The following is a 17862-nucleotide window of genomic DNA, read 5'->3' on the forward strand; positions in this document are numbered from 1 at the left end:
AGTCCGTCCGTTCAGAGCGCGCTGCGCGCCTGCTCGACCGCCTCGATGAACCGGGGGATGCCCCACATCAGGAAGGTCGGCTCGATCCCGCTCCGCAGGGTGATCCGGACCTTCTTCCGCAGGCCGCTCGACACGTCGTCGAGTCGGGCGATCTCCTCGACGGGGATCCCGAAGTCGGAGCGGGCGAAGTTGAGCGGGTGGGCGTGGAACCAGAGGACCCCGGGCGTGAGGGTGAGGCGTCCGCCGACCTCGATCCGGCGGCTCGGGCGGGAGCTGGTCGGGGGCGCGTAGCCGGGGATGATGTCGGCCGCGCCGGAGTTCCCGTGGTCGGCGAGGTAGGTCGCGACCTTCTTGAGCAGTGGTGTGGTGTGGTCCCCCATGCGGTCAGCCTACGAGACGGGGCACGGGTGCCAGGAGGCGCGGATCACCTCGACGACGCGACCTGCGTCGCGGGGGCGGGTCGCGCCTCCAGGCCCGTGATCAGACCGCGGACCGCTGGCGGAAGACGCCTGCGCGGACCAGCCACACGTAGAGGAGGCAGCCGATGCAGACGTCGAAGACGGCGTTGAGGAACGCGGCGACGAGTGCGATCGCCGCACCGACGGGGGCCGCGTACGGGACGCCGACGAGGGCGAGCACGAGGGCGAGGGCCGTGATGACGAGGCCGACCTGCTGGGCGAAGGTCGGGGGTTCCGGGGCCTCGAGCTCGGCGGGCGGGCCGAGCCTCGGGCGGACGAGCCGGCGGAAGAGCACGCCGTAGGGATGGCGGCGGATGCCGGCGATGCCGCCGATGGCGAAGAACACGACGATGACGGCGAGCAGTGCGATGCCGATCGGCCACGTCGCGGGGATCAGGGTGAGGACGATCGTCGCCGCGAGGAGGACGGTCGTGATGGCGGCGCCGAACCTCGGTGAACGGGGATCGATGCCGCGGGCGGGGTCGTTCGTGGCGGTCATGGGGACTCGTCTCCGGGGGTCGTTGCTGGGGCTGTTGCTGCTCTTGCTGCTGCCAGGACGGTGTCGAGGGCTGCGGTGAGTTCGGCGGGTCGTGGCGGACCGCCGAACCGGGTGTGCACCGCGCGGCCTCGGTCGAGGAGTAGAACCGTGGGGGTCTGCATGACGGCGAAGCGTCGGGCGAGCTCGGGGCGTTCCGCGAGGTCGATCTCGAGACGGGTGACGCCGGGGTGCTCGGCGGTGAGGGCGTCGAGCTGGCGACGGGTGGCCGGGCAGCGGGCGCAGGTGGGCGTGGAGAACTGGACGAGGGTGGCCTCGGTGCCGAAGGCCTCGGCAGGGGCGAGGTCGGCGGTCGTCGGATTGGCGGTGGTGGTGCGGGTGTCGTTCGTCCGCGTGGGGCGGGCCCGGCCGGTCCGCACGCGCAGGAGCAGGCCGAGGGCCGTGGCGAGTGCGAGGACTCCCACGAGGACGGCGACTGCTGCGGCGACGGTCATGTCGCGACGGTACGTCCTCGGGCGGCCGGGAGCGCCGACATGACCGTGTGTGACGCGTCACGGCGGTTGGGCCGCGGCGTCCGGTCCGGTCGGGTCAGGTGCGGGGCTTCGGCAGCAGTCGGCCCAGCGTGCCCTGGAGGACCAGGAGGAGCACCCAGTACAGGCCGATCGACGGGAAGATCATCGAGAGGACGAGCGCGAGGGCGAGCAGCACGGCGGCGATCGGGCCCTTCCGCCAGTCGCCGAGCGGCGAGGACAGCAACTCCGGGGAGCGGCGGAGCTCCCACTCGATCGCGGTCAGCGTGAGGCTCGTCACGACCATGCTGCCCAGGTAGAGGGCGTGTGCGACCCGGTCGCCCTCGACCTCGGTGTTGAGCAGGTTCGCGGCGAAGGGCAGGAACGCGATGCTCACGAGCCACACGAAGTTGAGCTGCATCACGCGGATGTTGTACGAGCGGACGTGCTCGAACACCTGGTGGTGCAGCGTCCAGAAGCGGGCGATGACCCAGAACGTGATGAAGAACTCGAGGAGCGCCGGCCAGTGCTCCTGCAGCAGATCGCCGGCGCCCCGACCCCCGCTGAGTTCACCGGCCAGGTCGACGAGCGGGAGGATCAGGATCGTGATCGCGATGGCGACGGTCGCGTCGGAGAAGTTCACGAGGCGGTCGAGGCCACGTTCGGTGCGTGCCGGCTCGGTCATGGAGCCGAGTCTAGGGACCGCGGCGGCCCTAGCATCGGGAGCATGGTCGACGACGTGACGCCTGGACGGTACCGGCACTTCAAGGGCGGGGAGTACGAGGTGGTGCTCGTGGCGCGGGACGTCGAGACCGAGGAGCCGGTGGTCGTCTACCAGGCGCTGTACGGGGAGCGTGGGCACTGGGTGCGGTCGCTCGCGGACTTCACGGCGTGGGTGTCCCGGGACGGCTACGAGGGGCCGCGCTTCGTCCGCGCCGCAGTGGCCTGACGATCTGACCGTCAGTCGTCGTCGCTCAGGGCCGACGGTTCCTCCGGCGGCGGATCGCGCTGCCGGTGGAGACCATCGCGAGGAACAACGCGATCGCAGCCAGTGCTGGTCCGTACCAGTGGTCGGCGGTCGCGGGCGACGTCGCCGACACCGAACCGAGGACGACCAGGATCACGCTGGTGATCAGCGCGAACGGCAGGCTGGTGACGAACCGGCGCACAGCGCTCGCACGCCTCAGGCGCATCGCGGCTTGACCTTGCCGCCAGCGAACGGGTAGACGCGCAGCTGCTTCGTCCCGCAGCGGATCGCGCCGCTGCCCGTGATCGCGACCGTGGCAGCCGTCAGGATCGCCCCGAGGGCGACGCAGAACGTCCCGCCGCTCACGGCGCAGACCGCCGCGCCGAGTGCGAACGCGGAGCCGCTGATGATCATGTTCTGGTCGGTGGCGTTGAAGCTCACGAAGGTTCCCTTGGAGTCCCTGCCGGCACCGATCCGCTGCGTCGTCGGCGCCGTCACGAGGTCGAAGACGAACCCGTCCCCGAGGTCGATCGTCGTCACCGTGCCGTCCGGTGTCGCCACGGTGCTCGTGACTGCGCCCACCGCGCGCGCTTCGACGATGGCCTGCTCGATCTGCGTGGGAGTGAGGCTCGTCGCTTCGCGCATCACGTCCGTCTCGGTGCGTGATGCTTCCGCTGCGTTGGCTGCTGGGGTGACGAACACCCCTCCGGCGATCAGCGCGCCGGTCGCAGCGAGCCCGATCATCGTGTTCCGCAGACGTGTCATGTGGTTCCCCTTCTTCGACGGAGCCGCGACGGTCGCGGGTTCAACAGAACTATGGACTGCAGTACCAGAATTTTGCAAAGCATATTTCGCTCGGGCATGGTGGTGTCGGCGGGCGGGCCTAGGCTCGCAGGGCACCGAGGAGACGGGGAGACGCATGCAGATCGGCGGCGACGGGCAGGTCCTGCTCAGCCCGAGCGACCTCTCGACGTGGGCGGCCTGCGAGTGGGCGTTCCTCCGGCGCATGGACGTGAAGCTCGGCCGGGGCGAGCCCCTGCCCGAGTCGCACGACGACATGCTCGAGCGCACGGCACGCCTGGGGGACCAGCACGAGCTCGACTACCTCGCCATCCTGAAGGACACGCGGGACGTCGTCGAGTTCGACCGCCCTGCACCGCCCGAGTACCCGACGGCAGCCTCCGCCGCACGGGCAGCGATGCACGACGGCGCCGACGTCCTCTACCAACCGACCTTCTTCGCGCCGCCGACGGCAGAGGCCCCGGGCTTCATCGGCTTCGCGGACTTCATCATGCGGAACGAGCGCGGCCAGTACGAGGTGTACGACACCAAGCTCGCCCGCCACGCCAAGATCAGCGCGCTGCTGCAGCTGGCCGCGTACGCCGAGCAGATGCAGGCGCACGGCATCCCCACCGGCGAGCAGGTCCACCTCGTGCTCGGCGACCGGACGACCACCACGCACGACCTCGCCGACATCGCACCGGTGTACCGGACGCAGCGCGCCGAGCTCCATCGGGTGATCGCTGAGCGGATGACCGAGACCGAGCCGCTGCAGTGGGCCGACCCGCGGTACTCGTCGTGCGGCCGGTGCGACGTGTGCACGACACAGGTCGCCGAGCACCGTGACCTGGTCCTCGTCGCGGGCATGCGACTCGACCAGCGGACGAAGCTCATCCGGCAGGGGGTGCGGACGATCGACGAGCTGGCGGACCGGACCACGGCCGTGCCCGGTCTCCCGCGCGGGACGCAAGCGCGGCTGGTGCGTCAGGCGCGCCTCCAGGTCGACACCGAGCACGCGCGGACCGCAGCCGACGGTGCCCAGGCGACCGGGACGACCAAGCCGCTCTTCGAGGTGCTCGACGCCCGAGCGCTCGACGCGATCCCGACGCCGGACCCGGGCGACGTGTTCTTCGACTTCGAGGGGGACCCGCTCCACACCGAGGACGGCGTCCACTGGGGACTCGACTACCTGTTCGGGCTCGTCGACCCCGAGGCGCGCTTCACGGCGTTCTGGGCGCACACGATCCGCGACGAGCGCCAGGCGCTGCTGGACTTCCTCGCCTTCATCGAGGCTCGGCGGCAGCAGTACCCGGGGATGCACATCTACCACTACGCGGCGTACGAGCGGACGCACCTGCTGTCCCTCGCTGCCCGGCACGGCGTCGGGGAAGAAGCCGTCGACGACCTGCTCCGCGCCGGGGTCCTCGTCGACCTGTACCCGATCGTGCGCAAGGCGCTCGTGGTCGGCAGCCGCAGCTACTCCATCAAGAAGCTCGAGCCGCTGTACATGGGTTCGGACCTGCGGCTCAGCGATGTGACGAACGCGGCGGACAGCATCACAGCGTACGTCGACGCGATCGAGGAGCTCCGGAACGGTGACGCCACCGCCGGGCAGCACATGCTCGACGAGGTCGCCGACTACAACGCCTACGACTGCCGGTCGACCCTCCGGCTCCGCGACTGGCTCCTGTCGCTCCGAGCGACAGCGCGCGCGTCCTCGTCCGCGCCCGTCGCTGCCGAGCCGGACGAGCTCCTCCCGCCGATCCCGGTCGACCGCGAACCGAACCCCGTGTACACGGCGCTCGCCGCGCAGCTCGACGGGGTCGACGCCCTCGACCGCACGCCCGACCAAACCGCGTTGGCGCTCGCCGCAGCCGCGATCGACTACCACCGGCGCGAGGCGAAGACGTTCTGGCAGGACCACTTCGACCGCTTGCGGAACCCGGTGGACGAGTGGGCGGACACCCGTGACGTGCTGGTCGTCGAGCGGGCGTCGGTCGAGCGCGAATGGGACACGCTGCCGCGTGCCCGGTCGCAGTCCCGAGAGATCCGGTTGTCGGGGACGCTCGCGCCCGGTTCGCGGCTCCGTCCAGGAGGCACGCCCCACCTCGTCTACGACGACCCACTCCCGCCGTCGATCGCCGCTCCGGCGCCGGGTTCGAAGGGCGCGTCGGCTCGCGCCGTCGTGCTGGACGCGTTCGAGGACGGTGACGGCTTCGAGGTGCTCGTGAAGGAGAGCCTGCCGGTCGGCGGCTCGCCACACGAGGACTTCCCGGTCGCCCTCGCACCGGCGGCACCACCGCGGGCGAAGCCCCAGCCCGAGGCGATCGCGGAGTGGGGACAAGAAGTCCTCGGCGCCCTGCCCGCGATGCTGCCCGATCCGGCGCTCGACCTGCTCCGCCGGGTCCCGCCGCGGGGGCCGATCGTGCCCGTGCAGGGGGACGACACGGTGTCGGCCGTGGTCGCGACGTTGCTCGGCCTCGACCGGTCGTACCTGGCGATCCAGGGCCCTCCGGGGACGGGCAAGACGTACGTCGGGTCGAACGTCGTCGCGCGGCTCGTGCGCGAGTACGGCTGGCGCGTCGGGGTCGTCGGGCAGTCGCACGCGACCTCGGAGAACTTCCTGGCGTCGGTCGTGCAGGCCGGGGTGCCCGCCGACCGCGTGGTGAAGGTGCCCCGAGCAGGAGCGGACCCGGACGACGTCGAGTCGGCACCGTGGACGCCCGTGAAGAACAACGCCGCCGTGGCTGCGTTCCTGTCGTCCTGCGTCGAGACCGGCAGGGGCGGGGTCGTCGGCGGGACCGCGTGGACCTTCGCGAACGAGGGCACGATCCCGCGCCGATCCCTCGACCTGCTCGTGGTGGACGAGGCCGGGCAGTTCTCCCTCGCGCCGACGATCGCGTCCTCGATCGCGGCGACGCGTCTGCTCCTCCTCGGGGACCCGCAGCAGCTGCCGCAGGTGTCGCAGGGGTCCCACCCGGAGCCCGTCGACGAGTCGGCGCTCGGCTGGCTCGCCGACGGCCAACACGTGCTGCCGGACGCGTTCGGGTACTTCCTGGCGCGGACCCGGCGGATGGAGCCGGCACTCACGGCGTCGGTGTCGGCGCTGTCATACGACGGGCAGCTCGCGTCGATGGTGTCCGGGCGACACCTCGACGGCATCGACGCGGGCGTCCACCCGGAGCCGATCGTGCACACGGGGAACACCACGTCCTCGGTGGAGGAAGCGGCTCGGGTCGTCGCCCTCGCGCAGGACGTCGTCGGTCGGCGGTGGGTGGACGGTGACACCGAACGCGTGCTGACGGACGAGGACGTGATCGTCGTCGCGCCGTACAACGCCCAGGGTGCGGTGATCCGTGACGCCCTCGACCGTGCAGGACTGCGGGGGACGCAGGTCGGCACCGTGGACCTGTTCCAGGGGCGCGAGGCCGTCGTGTCGATCGTGTCGCTCGCGGCGTCGAGCGCCGCCGACATCCCGCGCGGGCTCGACTTCCTGCTCATGCCGAACCGGTTGAACGTGGCGTTGTCGCGGGCGAAGTGGGCGGCGTACCTCGTGTACTCGCCAGCGCTGGCGACGGGCTTGCCGCCCTCGATCGCCGGGCTGTCGCTGCTGTCCCGGTTCATCGAGCTCGTCGAGCCCGGTCCGAGCAGCCGCTAGGCGACGGGGTCAGCCCTGGTCGGGGTCCTCGTCGAGGTGGACACCGCTCTGCATCTGCGCGCGCATGCCCGCGAGGACGTCGGCGTGCAGGAAGTTCGCCTCGGCGGCACTCGTGGGGTCGACCACGATGCCGAACTCCTCCGGCAGCGCCGTGACGAGCTCGGACATCGACACCGGGCGGCCCTCGGTGTCGGGCAGACCGGCGGCGAGTTCGGCGGGGTCGGTGAACACCGGGACGAACGGCTTCTCCCGGATGACCACGTGCGCGACGCTTCCGCCGTCCGGAGCGTCCGCGGGTCGCCAAGGCACCCACGCGGCGCTGCGGAGGAAGCCGGCCGGCGAGGTCGCCATGCGCCGCCGGAGTTCGGCGGCGGCGGTCGGTGGGGTCTTGTCGACGCCGCGGCCGAAAGCTGATCCGGTCTGGTCGTTGGTGCTCATGCGGGTTCCCTCCCGGGGTCGTCGACCATGCTGTCACGGCCGACGGGGTCGTCACGACGTCGCAGCACGGCGACCGGGGACCGCGCCCGATGGTTGACCGTTCTGGTTCGGAGAAACCGGGGATCGTGAACCGGAACGGTCACGGGCCCGGAACGAAACGTGCTGGCGCTGCGCCGACGCCGGCGGTCGGGCTCAGCTCGAGGAGATCGTCGCCGTCGTCGCGGCGGTGCTCGCCGCCACCGTCGCCATGATCGCCGCCGTCTGGATGTCCTCGAGCACGGCCTTGACCGCGGGGCTGGCCCAGCCGCCCGAGGTGACCTCCTTCACGAGTGCCCGGTCGACCTTGCCGAACTGCTTGCGGAGCGTGCTGGTCGCGTCGAGCAGGCCGATGACGGCGGCGGCGAACGGCGTGGGTTCGGCGCGCCCGGCGAGGACGTCGCCGATGCCGGCGCGGAGGAGCCCCTCGGGGCCACCGTCGCGCTCCGGGTACTTCGTGGTGGGGAAGATGCCGAGCGTCTTCCCCTGTTCGAGCGTGATGAGGCCGCGTTCGATGAGCCCGGCGAACACGTCATCGCGCAGCGGTCGCTTGCCGATGCGGGTGATCCACCACTTCGCCTTGCGGGGCTTGTCGGCGGCCGCGATGGTGCCGACGACGCCGTCGAGGACCGGGTCGCCGGTGGCAGCACCGTTCACGACGGTGACGAAGCCGTCCTGCAGCGAGACGACGCCCCGCAGGGCGAGGTCCGCAAGGACGGCACCGGCGAGCCCGGCGTCGAGGGTCTGCACGTCCGTGGACTTCCGCCCGTCGGACTCGATCTGGAGGAGCGCGAACGCCTGCGGGACCGTGAGTTGCTCAGCCATGTCCGCAGCCTGCCACGCGGGGCGGGGGTGCGCCGCGCCTCCAGGCCGATGCCCAGCGCACGTCGAGGTGGCCGCGCGCCGGGCTGCGTGACTCAGTACGCGGCGGACTGCCCGCCGTCGATCGGGACGACCGTGGCGTTGACGTACGAGGCGTCGTCGGACAGCAGGAAGGCCACCACGGCGGCGATCTCGGGCGCCTCGCCGTAGCGCTTGGAGGGGTTCACCTGGATGAACTCCTCGGCGGCCTTGCGGGGGTTCTCCGGGTCGAGCTGCTTCATCGAGTTCTCGACCATCGGCGTCCAGATGGCGCCGGGGGCGATGGCGTTGATGCGGATGCCGTAGCGGCCGTACTCGACGGCGGAGTTGCGGGTGAGACCGACGACCCCGTGCTTGGCGGCGGCGTAGCCGGACTGGTTGCCGATGCCGCGGATGCCGCCGACGCTCGCCGTGTTGACGACCATGCCGGAACCCTGCTCGCGCATGATCTTCAGGACCTTCTCGAGGCCGAGGAACACGCCGCGCAGGTTGATCGAGACGACCTTGTCGAACTCGGCGGCGGTGAACGACTCGGTCGGGTTCTGCTTGCCTTCGATGCCGGCGTTGTTGAAGAAGCCGTCGATGCGGCCGAAGCGCTCGGTGGTGGCGGTGACGTAGGCCTCGACCTGGGCCTCGTCCGAGACGTCGGCGACGGTGGTGAGGACCTCGGCGTCGGGGGCGGTCTCGAGCACGGCGGCCTTCGAGGCCTCGAGTCCCTCGGCGGAGAGGTCGACGAGGGAGAGCTTCGCGCCCTCGGCGGCGAGACGGACGGCGGTCGCACGGCCGAGGCCGGAGCCGCCGCCGGTGATGAGGACGACGCGGTCGGTGAAGCGGGTCGTGGGGGAGCTGGTTGCGGTCATGGGGAGGCCTCCTGAGGTCTTCGACGGTGAAGGGCTCGGGGTCCGCGGTGGAGCAGCGAGTCCGAACGATGCATTCGCATCGACGGGAGATAGGCTACACCTGTTGTCTTGCGGCCGTGCTCAGCAGGTCCGCAGGATCCGCGCCATCGCGTCGTGCTCGGCCGGGGCCACCCACAGGCGGTACTTCGTCTTCACCGCCACCTGGTGCTCGATGTACGTGCACCGGAACGACTTGTCCGCCGGCAGCCAGGTCGCGGCGTCGCCGGAACGCTTCTGCGCGTTCGAGTGCTGGTCCACCGCGAACAGGTTCGCCGGATCGTTGGCGAGCGACTCCCGCTCACGCTGCGAGAGCTGCTGGGCCCCGGTCCGCCAGGCGTTCTCGAGTGCGACGACGTGGTCGATCTGCACGAGGGTCGAGGTCCTCTCGCCGCGCACGAAGCCGATCGTCGCCCCGGTGTACGGCGACACGAGCGTCCCGGTGAGCACCCGGCAGGCGCCCTGGCGGGTGATCGCCGAGAGGTCCCGCGCCAGCACGTCGTTGCGCGTGTCGCAGCCGTTCCGGTCGACGTCGAGCCAGGCGGTGCCGAAGTCGCCGACCCGGTCGTACCCGGTGGCGGGGGCCTTGCCCTTGACCGGCAGGGCGGCGAGTTCCGCCCGTGCGGTGGCTGCTGTTGCGGCGTCGGCGTCGTTCGCGCTCGGCGCGTCGGTTCGGGAGGCGCGGGTCGTCCCCGGCGCGCCCGGTTCCGTCTCGATGGTGGGGGCGTCGGTCCCCGTGGGCGCGCTGGTCGTCGCCGGTGCGGCTTCGGCGTCGGGCGCGATGATGCCCGCGGTGTGCAGGGCGTACCCGCCGACGGCGAGTGCGAGGACGACGAGGACGGACGTGAGGCTGGTGCGGGTGCGGCGTCGGCGGGACGTCATGCGTGGGTGGAGCTCCTGGTGGTGCGGTGGTGTGGTGCACCGACGATGATGCCGGACACGTCGGACATCGCTCCGGACCCCGGCGGAGGGTCGGCCGCCCGGCCCGCCGGAGTAGCGTCCACGAGGTGGGCACCGCACTCCTCGTCATGGACTACCAGAACAGCATCGTCGAACGACTCGGCACGGACGAGGCCCTCGCTGCGGCGACGGCAGCGGTCTCGGCCGCCCGGGAGCGCGGCATCCCCGTGGTCTTCGTCCGCGTGGCGTTCCGGCCGGGCGCACCCGAGGCCGCGCGTACGAACAAGATGTTCGGCGGGATGCGGGAGCGCATCGGGTCCCAGACTCCGGGATCGACCGATGTGCACAGCGCGTTCGGGGTCGGGGACGACGACCTCGTCGTGACGAAGCTCCGCGTCAGTGCCTTCGCCGGGTCGGACCTCGAGGTGTTGCTCCGCGGCCTCGAGGTCCGCGACCTCGTGCTCGCCGGGATCGCCACGAGCGGCGTCGTCCTCTCGACGCTGCGCCAGGCGGCCGACCTCGACTTCGGGCTGACGGTCCTCTCGGACGCGTGTGCCGACGGCGACGCGGAGGTCCACCGCGTCCTCACCGAGAAGGTCTTCCCGCGGCAGGCCGAGGTCGTCACCGTCGCCGAGTGGACCGCCTCGCTCTGAACCGTTCCGCGGGCACGGCGTAGACACGGGTGCATGACCGATTACGCGAACCCGTCCGTGTCCGTCACCGGTGGGTCGATGCCGCTCCTCGGCTTCGGCACCTGGCAGATCCCCGACGCCGAGGCGCCCGCCGCCGTCGGCGAAGCACTGGCGGCCGGGTACCGCCACATCGACACCGCCACCGGGTACCGCAACCAGCGCGGCGTCGGGAAGGCCGTCGCCGAGTCCGGACTCGCCCGCGACGAGGTCTTCGTGACGACCAAGCTGCCGCCGGACAACGCCGACCGCGTGCGGGAGACCATCGAGGAGAGCCTCGACCAGCTCGGTCTCGACCACCTCGACCTCTGGCTCGTGCACTGGCCGCCGAACGGCGAGGCACGCCCGGACGTGTGGGAGCAGGTCGTCCAGGCGCAGTCGGACGGCCTCACGAAGGCGGTCGGGGTGAGCAACTACTCCCTCACGCAGATCGACGAGATCACCTCTGCCACGGGGACTGCCCCGGCCGTGAACCAGATCAAGTGGAGCCCCGTCGAGTTCGACCGCGCCGTGGCCGACGGGCTCGCGTCCCGCGGGGTCGTCCTCGAGGGCTACAGCCCCTTCAAGGCGAGCAACCTGCAGGACCCGACGCTCGTCGACATCGCCACCGCACACGACGCGGACAGCGCGCAGGTCATCGTCGCCTGGCACGTCGCTCACGGGTTCGTCGTCATCCCGAAGTCGTCGAACCCCGAGCGCATCCGGTCGAACGCCGCCGGTGCCCGGATCGAGCTGTCGTCCGACGAGGTCGCCGCGATCGACGCCCTCGCGCGCTGACCCTCGGCCGCGTCAGGCCAGCAGGGAGCGGATGTCGTCGGCCGTGAGGTCCTCGGCGAAGAGGGCGTCGTCGTCGATCATCGTCGCGAACAGCTCGGCCTTCTTCGCCGCGAGCGCGAGGACCTTCTCCTCGATGGTGTCCTCGGCGATGAACCGCTGCACGTTCACCGACCGGGTCTGGCCGATGCGGTGCGTCCGGTCCACCGCCTGGTTCTCGGCGGCCGGGTTCCACCACGGGTCGAGCACGAACACGGTGTCCGCCTCGGTCAGGGTCAGCCCGAAGCCACCGGCCTTGAGCGAGATGAGGAACGCCGGGGCGGTGCCGTTCCGGAAGCGGTCGATGACCTCGGGGCGGCGCCTCGTCGAGCCGTCGAGGTACTCGTAGCCGACGCCCCGGTCGTCGAGGGCGCTGGCCACCATGCGGAGGAACGAGGTGAACTGGCTGAACACCAGGGCGCGGCGACCCTCGGCGGCGAGCTGTTCGAGTTCGTCGAGCAGCAGGTCGAGCTTCGCGGAGGACAGGTCCTCTCGCGAACCGTCGACCAGCGCCGGCGACAGCGCGAGCATCCGCAGCAGGGTCAGCGATCGGAACACGATCATCCGGTTCTTCGCGAGGTCGTCGATGAGGTCGAGGACCTTCAGGCGCTCCCGGTTCAACGTCGTCTCGTACAGGGTCCGGTGCGCGGGGTCGAGCGTCACCCGGACGACCTGCTCCTGCTTCGGCGGGAGGTCGGCGGCGACGCTCTCCTTCGTCCGCCGGAGCATGAGCGGCCGGATCCGCCGTCGGAGCCGCGCTGTGAGCTCCTGGCGGGCGGCGCCGCGGAGGTCCGGCGAACCGAGCGGCTTCACGTAGTCGTCCCCGAACCGCGACCACGACGACAGCAGCCCGGGCGCGACGATGTGGAACAGCGCCCAGAGGTCCGTCAGCCCGTTCTCGAGCGGCGTGCCCGTGATCGCGAACTTCACCGGCGCGCGGAGGTCGACCGCCACCCGGTGCGTCTGCGACTGCGGGTTCTTCACGAACTGCGCCTCGTCGAGGACGAGGGCCGCCCACGGCAGGTCCGTGTACGCCTGCGCGTCGAGCCGGAGCAGCGCGTACGAGGTCACCACGATGTCCGACGCGGCAGCAGCGCGTGCGACGAGCCCGGGGTCCTTCAGCGTCGTCGCGCCGATCGTCGTGACGCGCAGCGACGGCGTGAACCGGGTTGCCTCGGCCGCCCAGTTGCCGACGACCGAGGTCGGCGCGACGACGAGGAACGGCGGCGCGTCCGGCGAAGACTCCCGCGCGGCGGCGATCGTCGTGAGGACCTGCAGCGTCTTGCCGAGACCCATGTCGTCCGCGAGCACCCCGCCGACCCCGTGCGACAGCAGGAACGACAGCCAGGCGTACCCGGTGTGCTGGTACGGCCGGAGCTCGGCGTGCACCGAGTCCGGCACGAGCACCGACTCCGGTGGCGTCGCCCCGAGTAGCCCCGCCGCGATCGCCTCCCACCGCTCGTCGTGCGAGGTCTCGTCGGCCAACTGGTCGAACTCGGACCACAGCCCGGCCTGCAGCGGCGTGACGGTCATCGGCTGGTCGGGCTCCCACTCGTCGAGGTCGCGCGCCTCGTCGATGAGCTCCTTCAGCCGGTCGAACGCGGGGTCGGACAACGACAGGTACGAGTTGTCGATGAGCTTCATCCGCCGGTCCCGCTTCGCGAGCGCCCGGAGCAGCGGCGTGAACGGCACCTGCTTGCCGTTCACCGACACGAAGATGCCGAGGTCGAACCAGTCGTGCTTGTCCGACGGCATGGTCGTCACGCGGATGTGCGGCCGACCGGTCAGCCGTTCGTAGTCGACGCGTTCGCCCTGCACGACGGTGCGGACGCCGAGCGACGGCAGCTCCGGCAACAGCTCGTTCGCGAACACCGCGACGTCGGCGCCGTCGATCGTGCCGTCCTCGAACCACCCGAGTCCGCCGCCGGGTCCGGTCGGGCCGGCCGGGTCGTCGGCCGCGCGCAGCCCGGAGAGCTCCGGGAGGGGTCCGTGCAGCGCGACGGGGTCCTTCCGCCCGTCGACGTGCCAGCGCCACTGCAGGTGCACGCGGTCGTCCGTGCTGGGCGCCCGGGCCGGTTCGAACGTCGTCGTCAACACGAGTTCGGGCGGCGTGCGCTCGGGCAGCTCGACGGAGCCGTCGGCGCTGACGAGGCCGAGCGCACCCCGGAGTCGTGGGGACCAGTCGGCGAGGAACTCGGCGACCTCGGGCTCCGGAACGGTGATCCGGGCGCCGTCGACGAGCATGCGCCGCTGGTCCTCCGGCACGGGGGTGGTAGTCGGGGCGAACGCGACGTGGAACTCGGGGCTCTCGCGGAAGACGTAGACGCCGTGGTCGCCGATCGTCCGGGCCGTGCCGGGAGCCGCCGGTCGGCCGTCGAGGATCGCGCTCGCACCGATCACGAGCCCGCCGTCCTGCCGGGCGACGTCGAGGAGCACACGCGCCTCGGCACCGAGCACGGCACCGTCCTCGCGCTTGCCGGTGACGAACGCGATGCCGAGGGCCGGGGCCTGCGTGAGGAGCGGCCAGAGCAGCGGACTGCCGAAGTCGTCGAGGTGGATCCAGTCGGCCTCGCCCGGGAGCCCGGCGAGCTGTCCGGCGCGGTGGAGCGCGGCGAACTGGACGAACCAGGCGTGCTGCTCGGAGGAGAGGCCGAGCCGGTTCATCGAGTAGGGGAGCGTGCCCCACGTCAGCTGCCCCCGAACCCAGTTGCCGGCGTCGCTGCGGGTCACCGGGCGGACGCCGAGTCGCACCGACCGCGAGGCCGTCGGCAGCGCGCGACCGGCGGCTCGCGCACGCGAGGCGAGCCGGGCGGAGACCGCGTCACGCAACTCGAACTGCAGACCCATGGGGGTGCCCTGCGGCTCGGCCACCTGCTCGTCGTCGCCGGCGAGGCGGGCGAGGTCGTGCCTCCAGTCCGAGGGCGGCGGAGCCGGCTGTTCCGGCTTCGGGCCGGCGGCCGCGGCGAGTGCGCGGGCGTTGACGGTGAGCAGGGCGGCGGCGACGTGCTTGCAGTCGCCGCCGAGCGGGCAGGTGCAGGTGCTGCGGACCGGACGGACGAACTCGCCGCGGGCCGGGGTGGTCTCGATGCGGAGTTCGTACGGGTCGTCGGCGGAGCCGGACACCGTTGCGGTGACGGTGCCGTCGTCGTCGTGCCAGACGACGTCGTCGACCAGGCCCGCCCGGACGAGGTCCCGCGCGCGGCCGAACGCCTGCGGCCCGACGAAACGGATGACGTCGACGGCGTCGATCATCGGGGCGGCTGGCACGGGTCAATCGTGCCAGGTGCCACCGACCTCCGGCGCTCGCCGGGTCAGCGGATCGACCAGGTGCTGCCGGCGTTCAGCTGCAGGACGGACGGGCCCTTCGACAGGGTGATCCGCTTCGAGAGGTCCTTGCCGGAGCCGTTGTCACTGGCGGGGATGGTCTCGTAGTCGTTGCGGAGCAGGGTTTCGCGGAGCATGCACGTCGCGACACGAGTCGTCGTGCACCGGAACTGCCGGGCGGCGGAGGAGCCCCAGTAGAGCATCACGTTGTCGCCGTGCCCCGACGTCGTCAGGGCGGGGGCGCTCGAGACTTGGCTGAACCGCAGGATCCACTGCCCCCTGGCCTCGACCTTGAGCGCGGCGGGCTTCCGCCACGAGTCGGTGCCGTAGGCGACGCGGCCCGTGTACTTGCCGCCCTGGCCGATGGGGTTCGAACCGGTCGGGCCGCCCTTGCTGTTCAGTTCGTGCACCTCGAACTCGGTGTGCTCGGCATCCGCCGGGGTGAAGGTCGCGACGATGATGCCGCTGCGGGCGTTCTGCGGGAGCACGATCGTGGCGTTCCGGCTGCCCGACTTCGTGAACGGGGTGAACGTGCCGTACTGGTGGTCGTACTGCGCCTTCACCGCTGCGGGCATCCCGGCGGCCTGCGCCGGCGCGACACCGACGAGGGACGACACCACGGCGGCGACGCTGACGACGAGTGCGGCGGTGAGGGTGGTGCGGCGCATGGGACTCCTCCGGATCGGCGTTCCCGATGATGGCGTGCGGCGCCCGCGTGCGACAGACCCTGTCCGGGGGCCGCGATACTGGGTGGGTGACGACACTGCGAGGAGAACTGCGCTCGACCGCGACGACGGAGGCCGAGGGCAGCGGCGAGAACATCGAGGCGGCGCGCACGGCGGCGGTCGAGGCCCTGGACCTGCACGGGTTCGAGCTGCAGCAGGTGAACGCGGTCACGAGCAAGGCGACCGGCGAGACCACCGTGCGTGCGATCGCCCGTTCCAAGGAGACCCGGCCGCACGAGGCGACCGGGCAGACCTACGAGGAGGCGCTGCAGGCCTTCCGTGCGTCGATCCCCGAGGGGTGGCAGGCCCAGAACATGCGCGAGGTCCGGTCGTAGGACGTCCGGCGTCCCGTTCTGGGGGAGTCGCGGGCGCGCGGGAGCGGGCAGGATCGACGGCATGCTGCAGTCACTCGTCTACATGAGCGCGGCCACGGAGCCGTTCGACGACGACGCCCTCGACGAGGTGCTCGCCCACGCCCGTGCCCGGAACACCGCCGACGGTCTGACCGGGCTGCTCGTGCACCGCAACGGGCGGTTCATGCAGCTGCTCGAGGGACCGTACGAGCAGGTGTTGTCGACGTACCAGCGGATCCTCGCGGACGAGCGCCACGACGAGGTGCGGCTCCTCGCCGAGGAGTCCATCCACACCCGGCGCTTCCCGGAGTGGTCGATGGCGTACGACCGCGACGTCGAGGGCGCTGCGACGCCGGAGGGCTTCAGTGACTTCCTCACCTCGGGCGACCAGAGCGCCGACTCCGGCCGTTCCCGGGAGCTGCTGCGGTGGTTCCGCAACCACCCGATGGCCGACCCGACGGCGGCGAAGGGGAAGCACCGCCGGGACGCGTAGCCCGTCCGGTCAGACGATCGGCTTGCCCGTCGCCTCGCCGGTCGCCAGCTTGCTGTGCCGACGGGAGTAGCCGAAGTACACGCCGAGGCCGATCGCGAACCAGACCGCGAAGCGCACCCACGTCTCCCACTGCAGGAACGTCACGAGCCACAGCGACGCGATGACGCCGATGATCGGGATCACCGGCATGAACGGCAGCCGGAACTGCCGGTCGAGGTCGGGCTGGCGGTAGCGCAGCACGATCACGGCGGAGCAGACCACCACGAAGGCGAGCAGGATGCCGATGTTCGTCAGCTCGGCCACGACCCCGATCGGGAGCACGCCGGCCAGGATCGCCGACGCGATGCCGAGGATCCACGTGACGCGGGTCGGCACGTGGCGCTTCGGGTCGGTCTTCGCGAACCACTTCGGCATGAGGCCGTCGCGGCTCATCGAGAACCAGACGCGGCTCGCACCGAGCATGAAGGTCACGAGCACGGTGATGATGCCGACGATGGCGCCGATCGCGATGATGTTGGCCACGCCGCCGAGGCCGACCGAGGCGAAGGCGGACGAGAAGCCCGAGGCGGGGTCGATGTCGGTGTACTTCTGCATCCCGGTGAGCACCAGGGTCGCGAGGACGTAGAGGACCATCGAGATGCCGAGCGACAGCAGGATCGCCTTCGGCATGTGCTTGCGGGCGTCGGTGGACTCCTCGGCGGCGGTGGACATCGCGTCGTAGCCGAACACCGCGAAGAACACCGTCGCGGCGCCCGTCATCACGCCGCCGAAGCCGAACGGGAAGTACGGCGAGTAGTTCGCGCTGTTGATGTGGAACACGCCGAGCACGACGATGAGCACGACGAGTGCGACCTTGATGCCGACGGCGACGAACTCGAACCGTGCGGCGCTGCGGATGCCGCGGGTGAGGACGAACGCGGTGAGCAGGCACAGGATGATCGCGAACACGTCGATCACGTGGCCGTCGCCCGTGCCCGGCGCGCCGAGCATCCAGGCGGGCAGGTCGATGCCGAACTGGCCGACGAGGAACCCGACGTAGCCGGAGATCCCGATCGCGACCACCGCCACGATCGCGGTGTACTCGAGCAGCAGGTCCCAGCCGATGAACCAGCCGACGATCTCGCCGAGGACCGCGTAGCCGTACGTGTACGCGCTGCCAGCCTTCGGGATGAGGCCGGCGAACTCGGCGTAGGACAGGGCGCGCTGCGGCGCTCGCGACACCGGCGACGAGGAAGCTGATGAGGACCGCGGGGCCGGCGACGCCGTTCGCGACCGTGCCGGCGAGGGTGAAGATGCCCGCGCCGATGATGCCGCCGATGCCGATCGCGGTGAGCTGCCAGAGGCCGAGGTGCCGTTTCAGGCCGCCGTCGCCACCGGTCTCGTCGTCGATCGTCTCGATCGGCTTCCGTCGGAAGAGGGTGCGTGTCGTCGTCGTCACGCGCCCACTCTGCACCCTGCGGGGGCTG

At 71.3% G+C, this 17862-nt stretch carries 18 protein-coding genes and 1 pseudogene; 6 read left to right on the forward strand and 13 right to left on the reverse strand.

What is annotated here, in order from left to right:
* Positions 1-11: 11 nt before the first annotated feature.
* The 4 genes from QE359_RS11055 to QE359_RS11070 form a co-directional block, all read right to left on the reverse strand.
* Complete coding sequence (locus QE359_RS11055; protein WP_309779198.1) at positions 12-380, reverse strand: hypothetical protein; 369 nt, start codon at positions 378-380, stop codon at positions 12-14.
* Between the two features lie 100 nt (positions 381-480).
* Positions 481-957 (reverse strand): DUF4395 domain-containing protein, encoded by a 477-nt coding sequence (locus tag QE359_RS11060; protein ID WP_309779199.1) that lies wholly within the window; start codon positions 955-957, stop codon positions 481-483.
* Positions 954-1448, reverse strand: coding sequence for a thioredoxin family protein (locus QE359_RS11065; protein ID WP_309779200.1), 495 nt, complete (start codon positions 1446-1448; stop codon positions 954-956). Before QE359_RS11065 ends, QE359_RS11060 begins: the two co-directional genes overlap by 4 nt.
* Before the next feature lie 94 nt (positions 1449-1542).
* A complete protein-coding gene (locus QE359_RS11070; protein ID WP_070418568.1) occupies positions 1543-2148 on the reverse strand; it encodes a TMEM175 family protein in 606 nt (201 codons plus the stop codon).
* A gap of 42 nt (positions 2149-2190) precedes the next feature.
* Here QE359_RS11070 and QE359_RS11075 point away from each other — a divergent pair, with 42 nt between their 5' ends.
* Positions 2191-2412: a DUF1653 domain-containing protein gene (locus QE359_RS11075; protein WP_309779201.1), complete on the forward strand. Its 222-nt coding sequence runs from the start codon at positions 2191-2193 to the stop codon at positions 2410-2412.
* A 25-nt stretch (positions 2413-2437) separates the two neighbouring features.
* On the opposite strand, the gene QE359_RS11080 is transcribed toward QE359_RS11075, so the two are convergent.
* Together QE359_RS11080 and QE359_RS11085 are read right to left on the reverse strand one after the other, a co-directional pair.
* The gene (locus QE359_RS11080; RefSeq protein ID WP_309779202.1) at positions 2438-2632 is read right to left on the reverse strand and encodes a hypothetical protein; all 195 of its coding nucleotides are present in this window, start codon (positions 2630-2632) and stop codon (positions 2438-2440) included.
* Positions 2633-2646: 14 nt separating this feature from the next.
* Entirely contained in the window at positions 2647-3195 is a 549-nt protein-coding gene (locus QE359_RS11085; protein WP_309779203.1) for a hypothetical protein, read from the reverse strand.
* Positions 3196-3349: 154 nt separating this feature from the next.
* On the opposite strand from QE359_RS11085, the gene QE359_RS11090 reads away from it, so the two are divergent.
* Positions 3350-6868, forward strand: a complete 3519-nt coding sequence (locus QE359_RS11090; protein ID WP_309779204.1) for a TM0106 family RecB-like putative nuclease — start codon at positions 3350-3352, stop codon at positions 6866-6868.
* A 9-nt stretch (positions 6869-6877) separates the two neighbouring features.
* Here the strand turns inward: QE359_RS11090 and QE359_RS11095 are convergent, their stop codons facing one another.
* The 4 genes from QE359_RS11095 to QE359_RS11110 form a co-directional block, all read right to left on the reverse strand.
* Positions 6878-7306, reverse strand: a complete 429-nt coding sequence (locus tag QE359_RS11095) for an SseB family protein (protein ID WP_071296652.1) — start codon at positions 7304-7306, stop codon at positions 6878-6880.
* 192 nt (positions 7307-7498) lie between these two features.
* A complete protein-coding gene (locus QE359_RS11100) occupies positions 7499-8167 on the reverse strand; it encodes a GPP34 family phosphoprotein (protein ID WP_309779205.1) in 669 nt (222 codons plus the stop codon).
* A 92-nt stretch (positions 8168-8259) separates the two neighbouring features.
* The gene (locus QE359_RS11105; RefSeq protein WP_309779206.1) at positions 8260-9063 is read right to left on the reverse strand and encodes an SDR family oxidoreductase; all 804 of its coding nucleotides are present in this window, start codon (positions 9061-9063) and stop codon (positions 8260-8262) included.
* 120 nt (positions 9064-9183) lie between these two features.
* Positions 9184-9981, reverse strand: coding sequence for an HNH endonuclease family protein (locus tag QE359_RS11110; RefSeq protein WP_309779207.1), 798 nt, complete (start codon positions 9979-9981; stop codon positions 9184-9186).
* Between the two features lie 125 nt (positions 9982-10106).
* Here QE359_RS11110 and QE359_RS11115 point away from each other — a divergent pair, with 125 nt between their 5' ends.
* Both QE359_RS11115 and QE359_RS11120 read left to right on the forward strand, forming a co-directional pair.
* Positions 10107-10652 (forward strand): cysteine hydrolase family protein, encoded by a 546-nt coding sequence (locus tag QE359_RS11115; RefSeq protein ID WP_070418575.1) that lies wholly within the window; start codon positions 10107-10109, stop codon positions 10650-10652.
* A gap of 33 nt (positions 10653-10685) precedes the next feature.
* Positions 10686-11465, forward strand: coding sequence for an aldo/keto reductase (locus QE359_RS11120; RefSeq protein WP_309779209.1), 780 nt, complete (start codon positions 10686-10688; stop codon positions 11463-11465).
* Between the two features lie 12 nt (positions 11466-11477).
* Here the strand turns inward: QE359_RS11120 and QE359_RS11125 are convergent, their stop codons facing one another.
* The gene (locus QE359_RS11125; RefSeq protein WP_309779210.1) at positions 11478-14768 is read right to left on the reverse strand and encodes a DEAD/DEAH box helicase; all 3291 of its coding nucleotides are present in this window, start codon (positions 14766-14768) and stop codon (positions 11478-11480) included.
* A gap of 44 nt (positions 14769-14812) precedes the next feature.
* Positions 14813-15493: a hypothetical protein gene (locus QE359_RS11130; RefSeq protein ID WP_309779211.1), complete on the reverse strand. Its 681-nt coding sequence runs from the start codon at positions 15491-15493 to the stop codon at positions 14813-14815.
* An 86-nt stretch (positions 15494-15579) separates the two neighbouring features.
* Here QE359_RS11130 and QE359_RS11135 point away from each other — a divergent pair, with 86 nt between their 5' ends.
* A complete protein-coding gene (locus QE359_RS11135; RefSeq protein WP_309779213.1) occupies positions 15580-15885 on the forward strand; it encodes a hypothetical protein in 306 nt (101 codons plus the stop codon).
* Positions 15886-15946: 61 nt separating this feature from the next.
* A complete protein-coding gene (locus tag QE359_RS11140) occupies positions 15947-16396 on the forward strand; it encodes a BLUF domain-containing protein (RefSeq protein ID WP_070418580.1) in 450 nt (149 codons plus the stop codon).
* 9 nt (positions 16397-16405) lie between these two features.
* Here QE359_RS11140 and QE359_RS11145 read toward each other — a convergent pair.
* A pseudogene (locus tag QE359_RS11145) lies at positions 16406-17834 on the reverse strand (amino acid permease).
* Positions 17835-17862: the final 28 nt, after the last annotated feature.

The organism is Curtobacterium sp. SORGH_AS_0776 (assembly GCF_031453355.1).
GTDB lineage: Bacteria > Actinomycetota > Actinomycetes > Actinomycetales > Microbacteriaceae > Curtobacterium.

Bases quoted from the DNA above. Each gene is read 5' to 3' on its own strand.
- QE359_RS11055 (WP_309779198.1), bottom strand. From the start codon at position 380: ATGGGGGACCACACCACACCACTGCTCAAGAAGGTCGCGACCTACCTC.
- QE359_RS11060 (WP_309779199.1), bottom strand. From the start codon at position 957: ATGACCGCCACGAACGACCCCGCCCGCGGCATCGATCCCCGTTCACCG.
- QE359_RS11065 (WP_309779200.1), bottom strand. From the start codon at position 1,448: ATGACCGTCGCCGCAGCAGTCGCCGTCCTCGTGGGAGTCCTCGCACTC.
- QE359_RS11070 (WP_070418568.1), bottom strand. From the start codon at position 2,148: ATGACCGAGCCGGCACGCACCGAACGTGGCCTCGACCGCCTCGTGAAC.
- QE359_RS11075 (WP_309779201.1), top strand. From the start codon at position 2,191: ATGGTCGACGACGTGACGCCTGGACGGTACCGGCACTTCAAGGGCGGG.
- QE359_RS11085 (WP_309779203.1), bottom strand. From the start codon at position 3,195: ATGACACGTCTGCGGAACACGATGATCGGGCTCGCTGCGACCGGCGCG.
- QE359_RS11090 (WP_309779204.1), top strand. From the start codon at position 3,350: ATGCAGATCGGCGGCGACGGGCAGGTCCTGCTCAGCCCGAGCGACCTC.
- QE359_RS11095 (WP_071296652.1), bottom strand. From the start codon at position 7,306: ATGAGCACCAACGACCAGACCGGATCAGCTTTCGGCCGCGGCGTCGAC.
- QE359_RS11100 (WP_309779205.1), bottom strand. From the start codon at position 8,167: ATGGCTGAGCAACTCACGGTCCCGCAGGCGTTCGCGCTCCTCCAGATC.
- QE359_RS11105 (WP_309779206.1), bottom strand. From the start codon at position 9,063: ATGACCGCAACCAGCTCCCCCACGACCCGCTTCACCGACCGCGTCGTC.
- QE359_RS11110 (WP_309779207.1), bottom strand. From the start codon at position 9,981: ATGACGTCCCGCCGACGCCGCACCCGCACCAGCCTCACGTCCGTCCTC.
- QE359_RS11120 (WP_309779209.1), top strand. From the start codon at position 10,686: ATGACCGATTACGCGAACCCGTCCGTGTCCGTCACCGGTGGGTCGATG.
- QE359_RS11130 (WP_309779211.1), bottom strand. From the start codon at position 15,493: ATGCGCCGCACCACCCTCACCGCCGCACTCGTCGTCAGCGTCGCCGCC.
- QE359_RS11140 (WP_070418580.1), top strand. From the start codon at position 15,947: ATGCTGCAGTCACTCGTCTACATGAGCGCGGCCACGGAGCCGTTCGAC.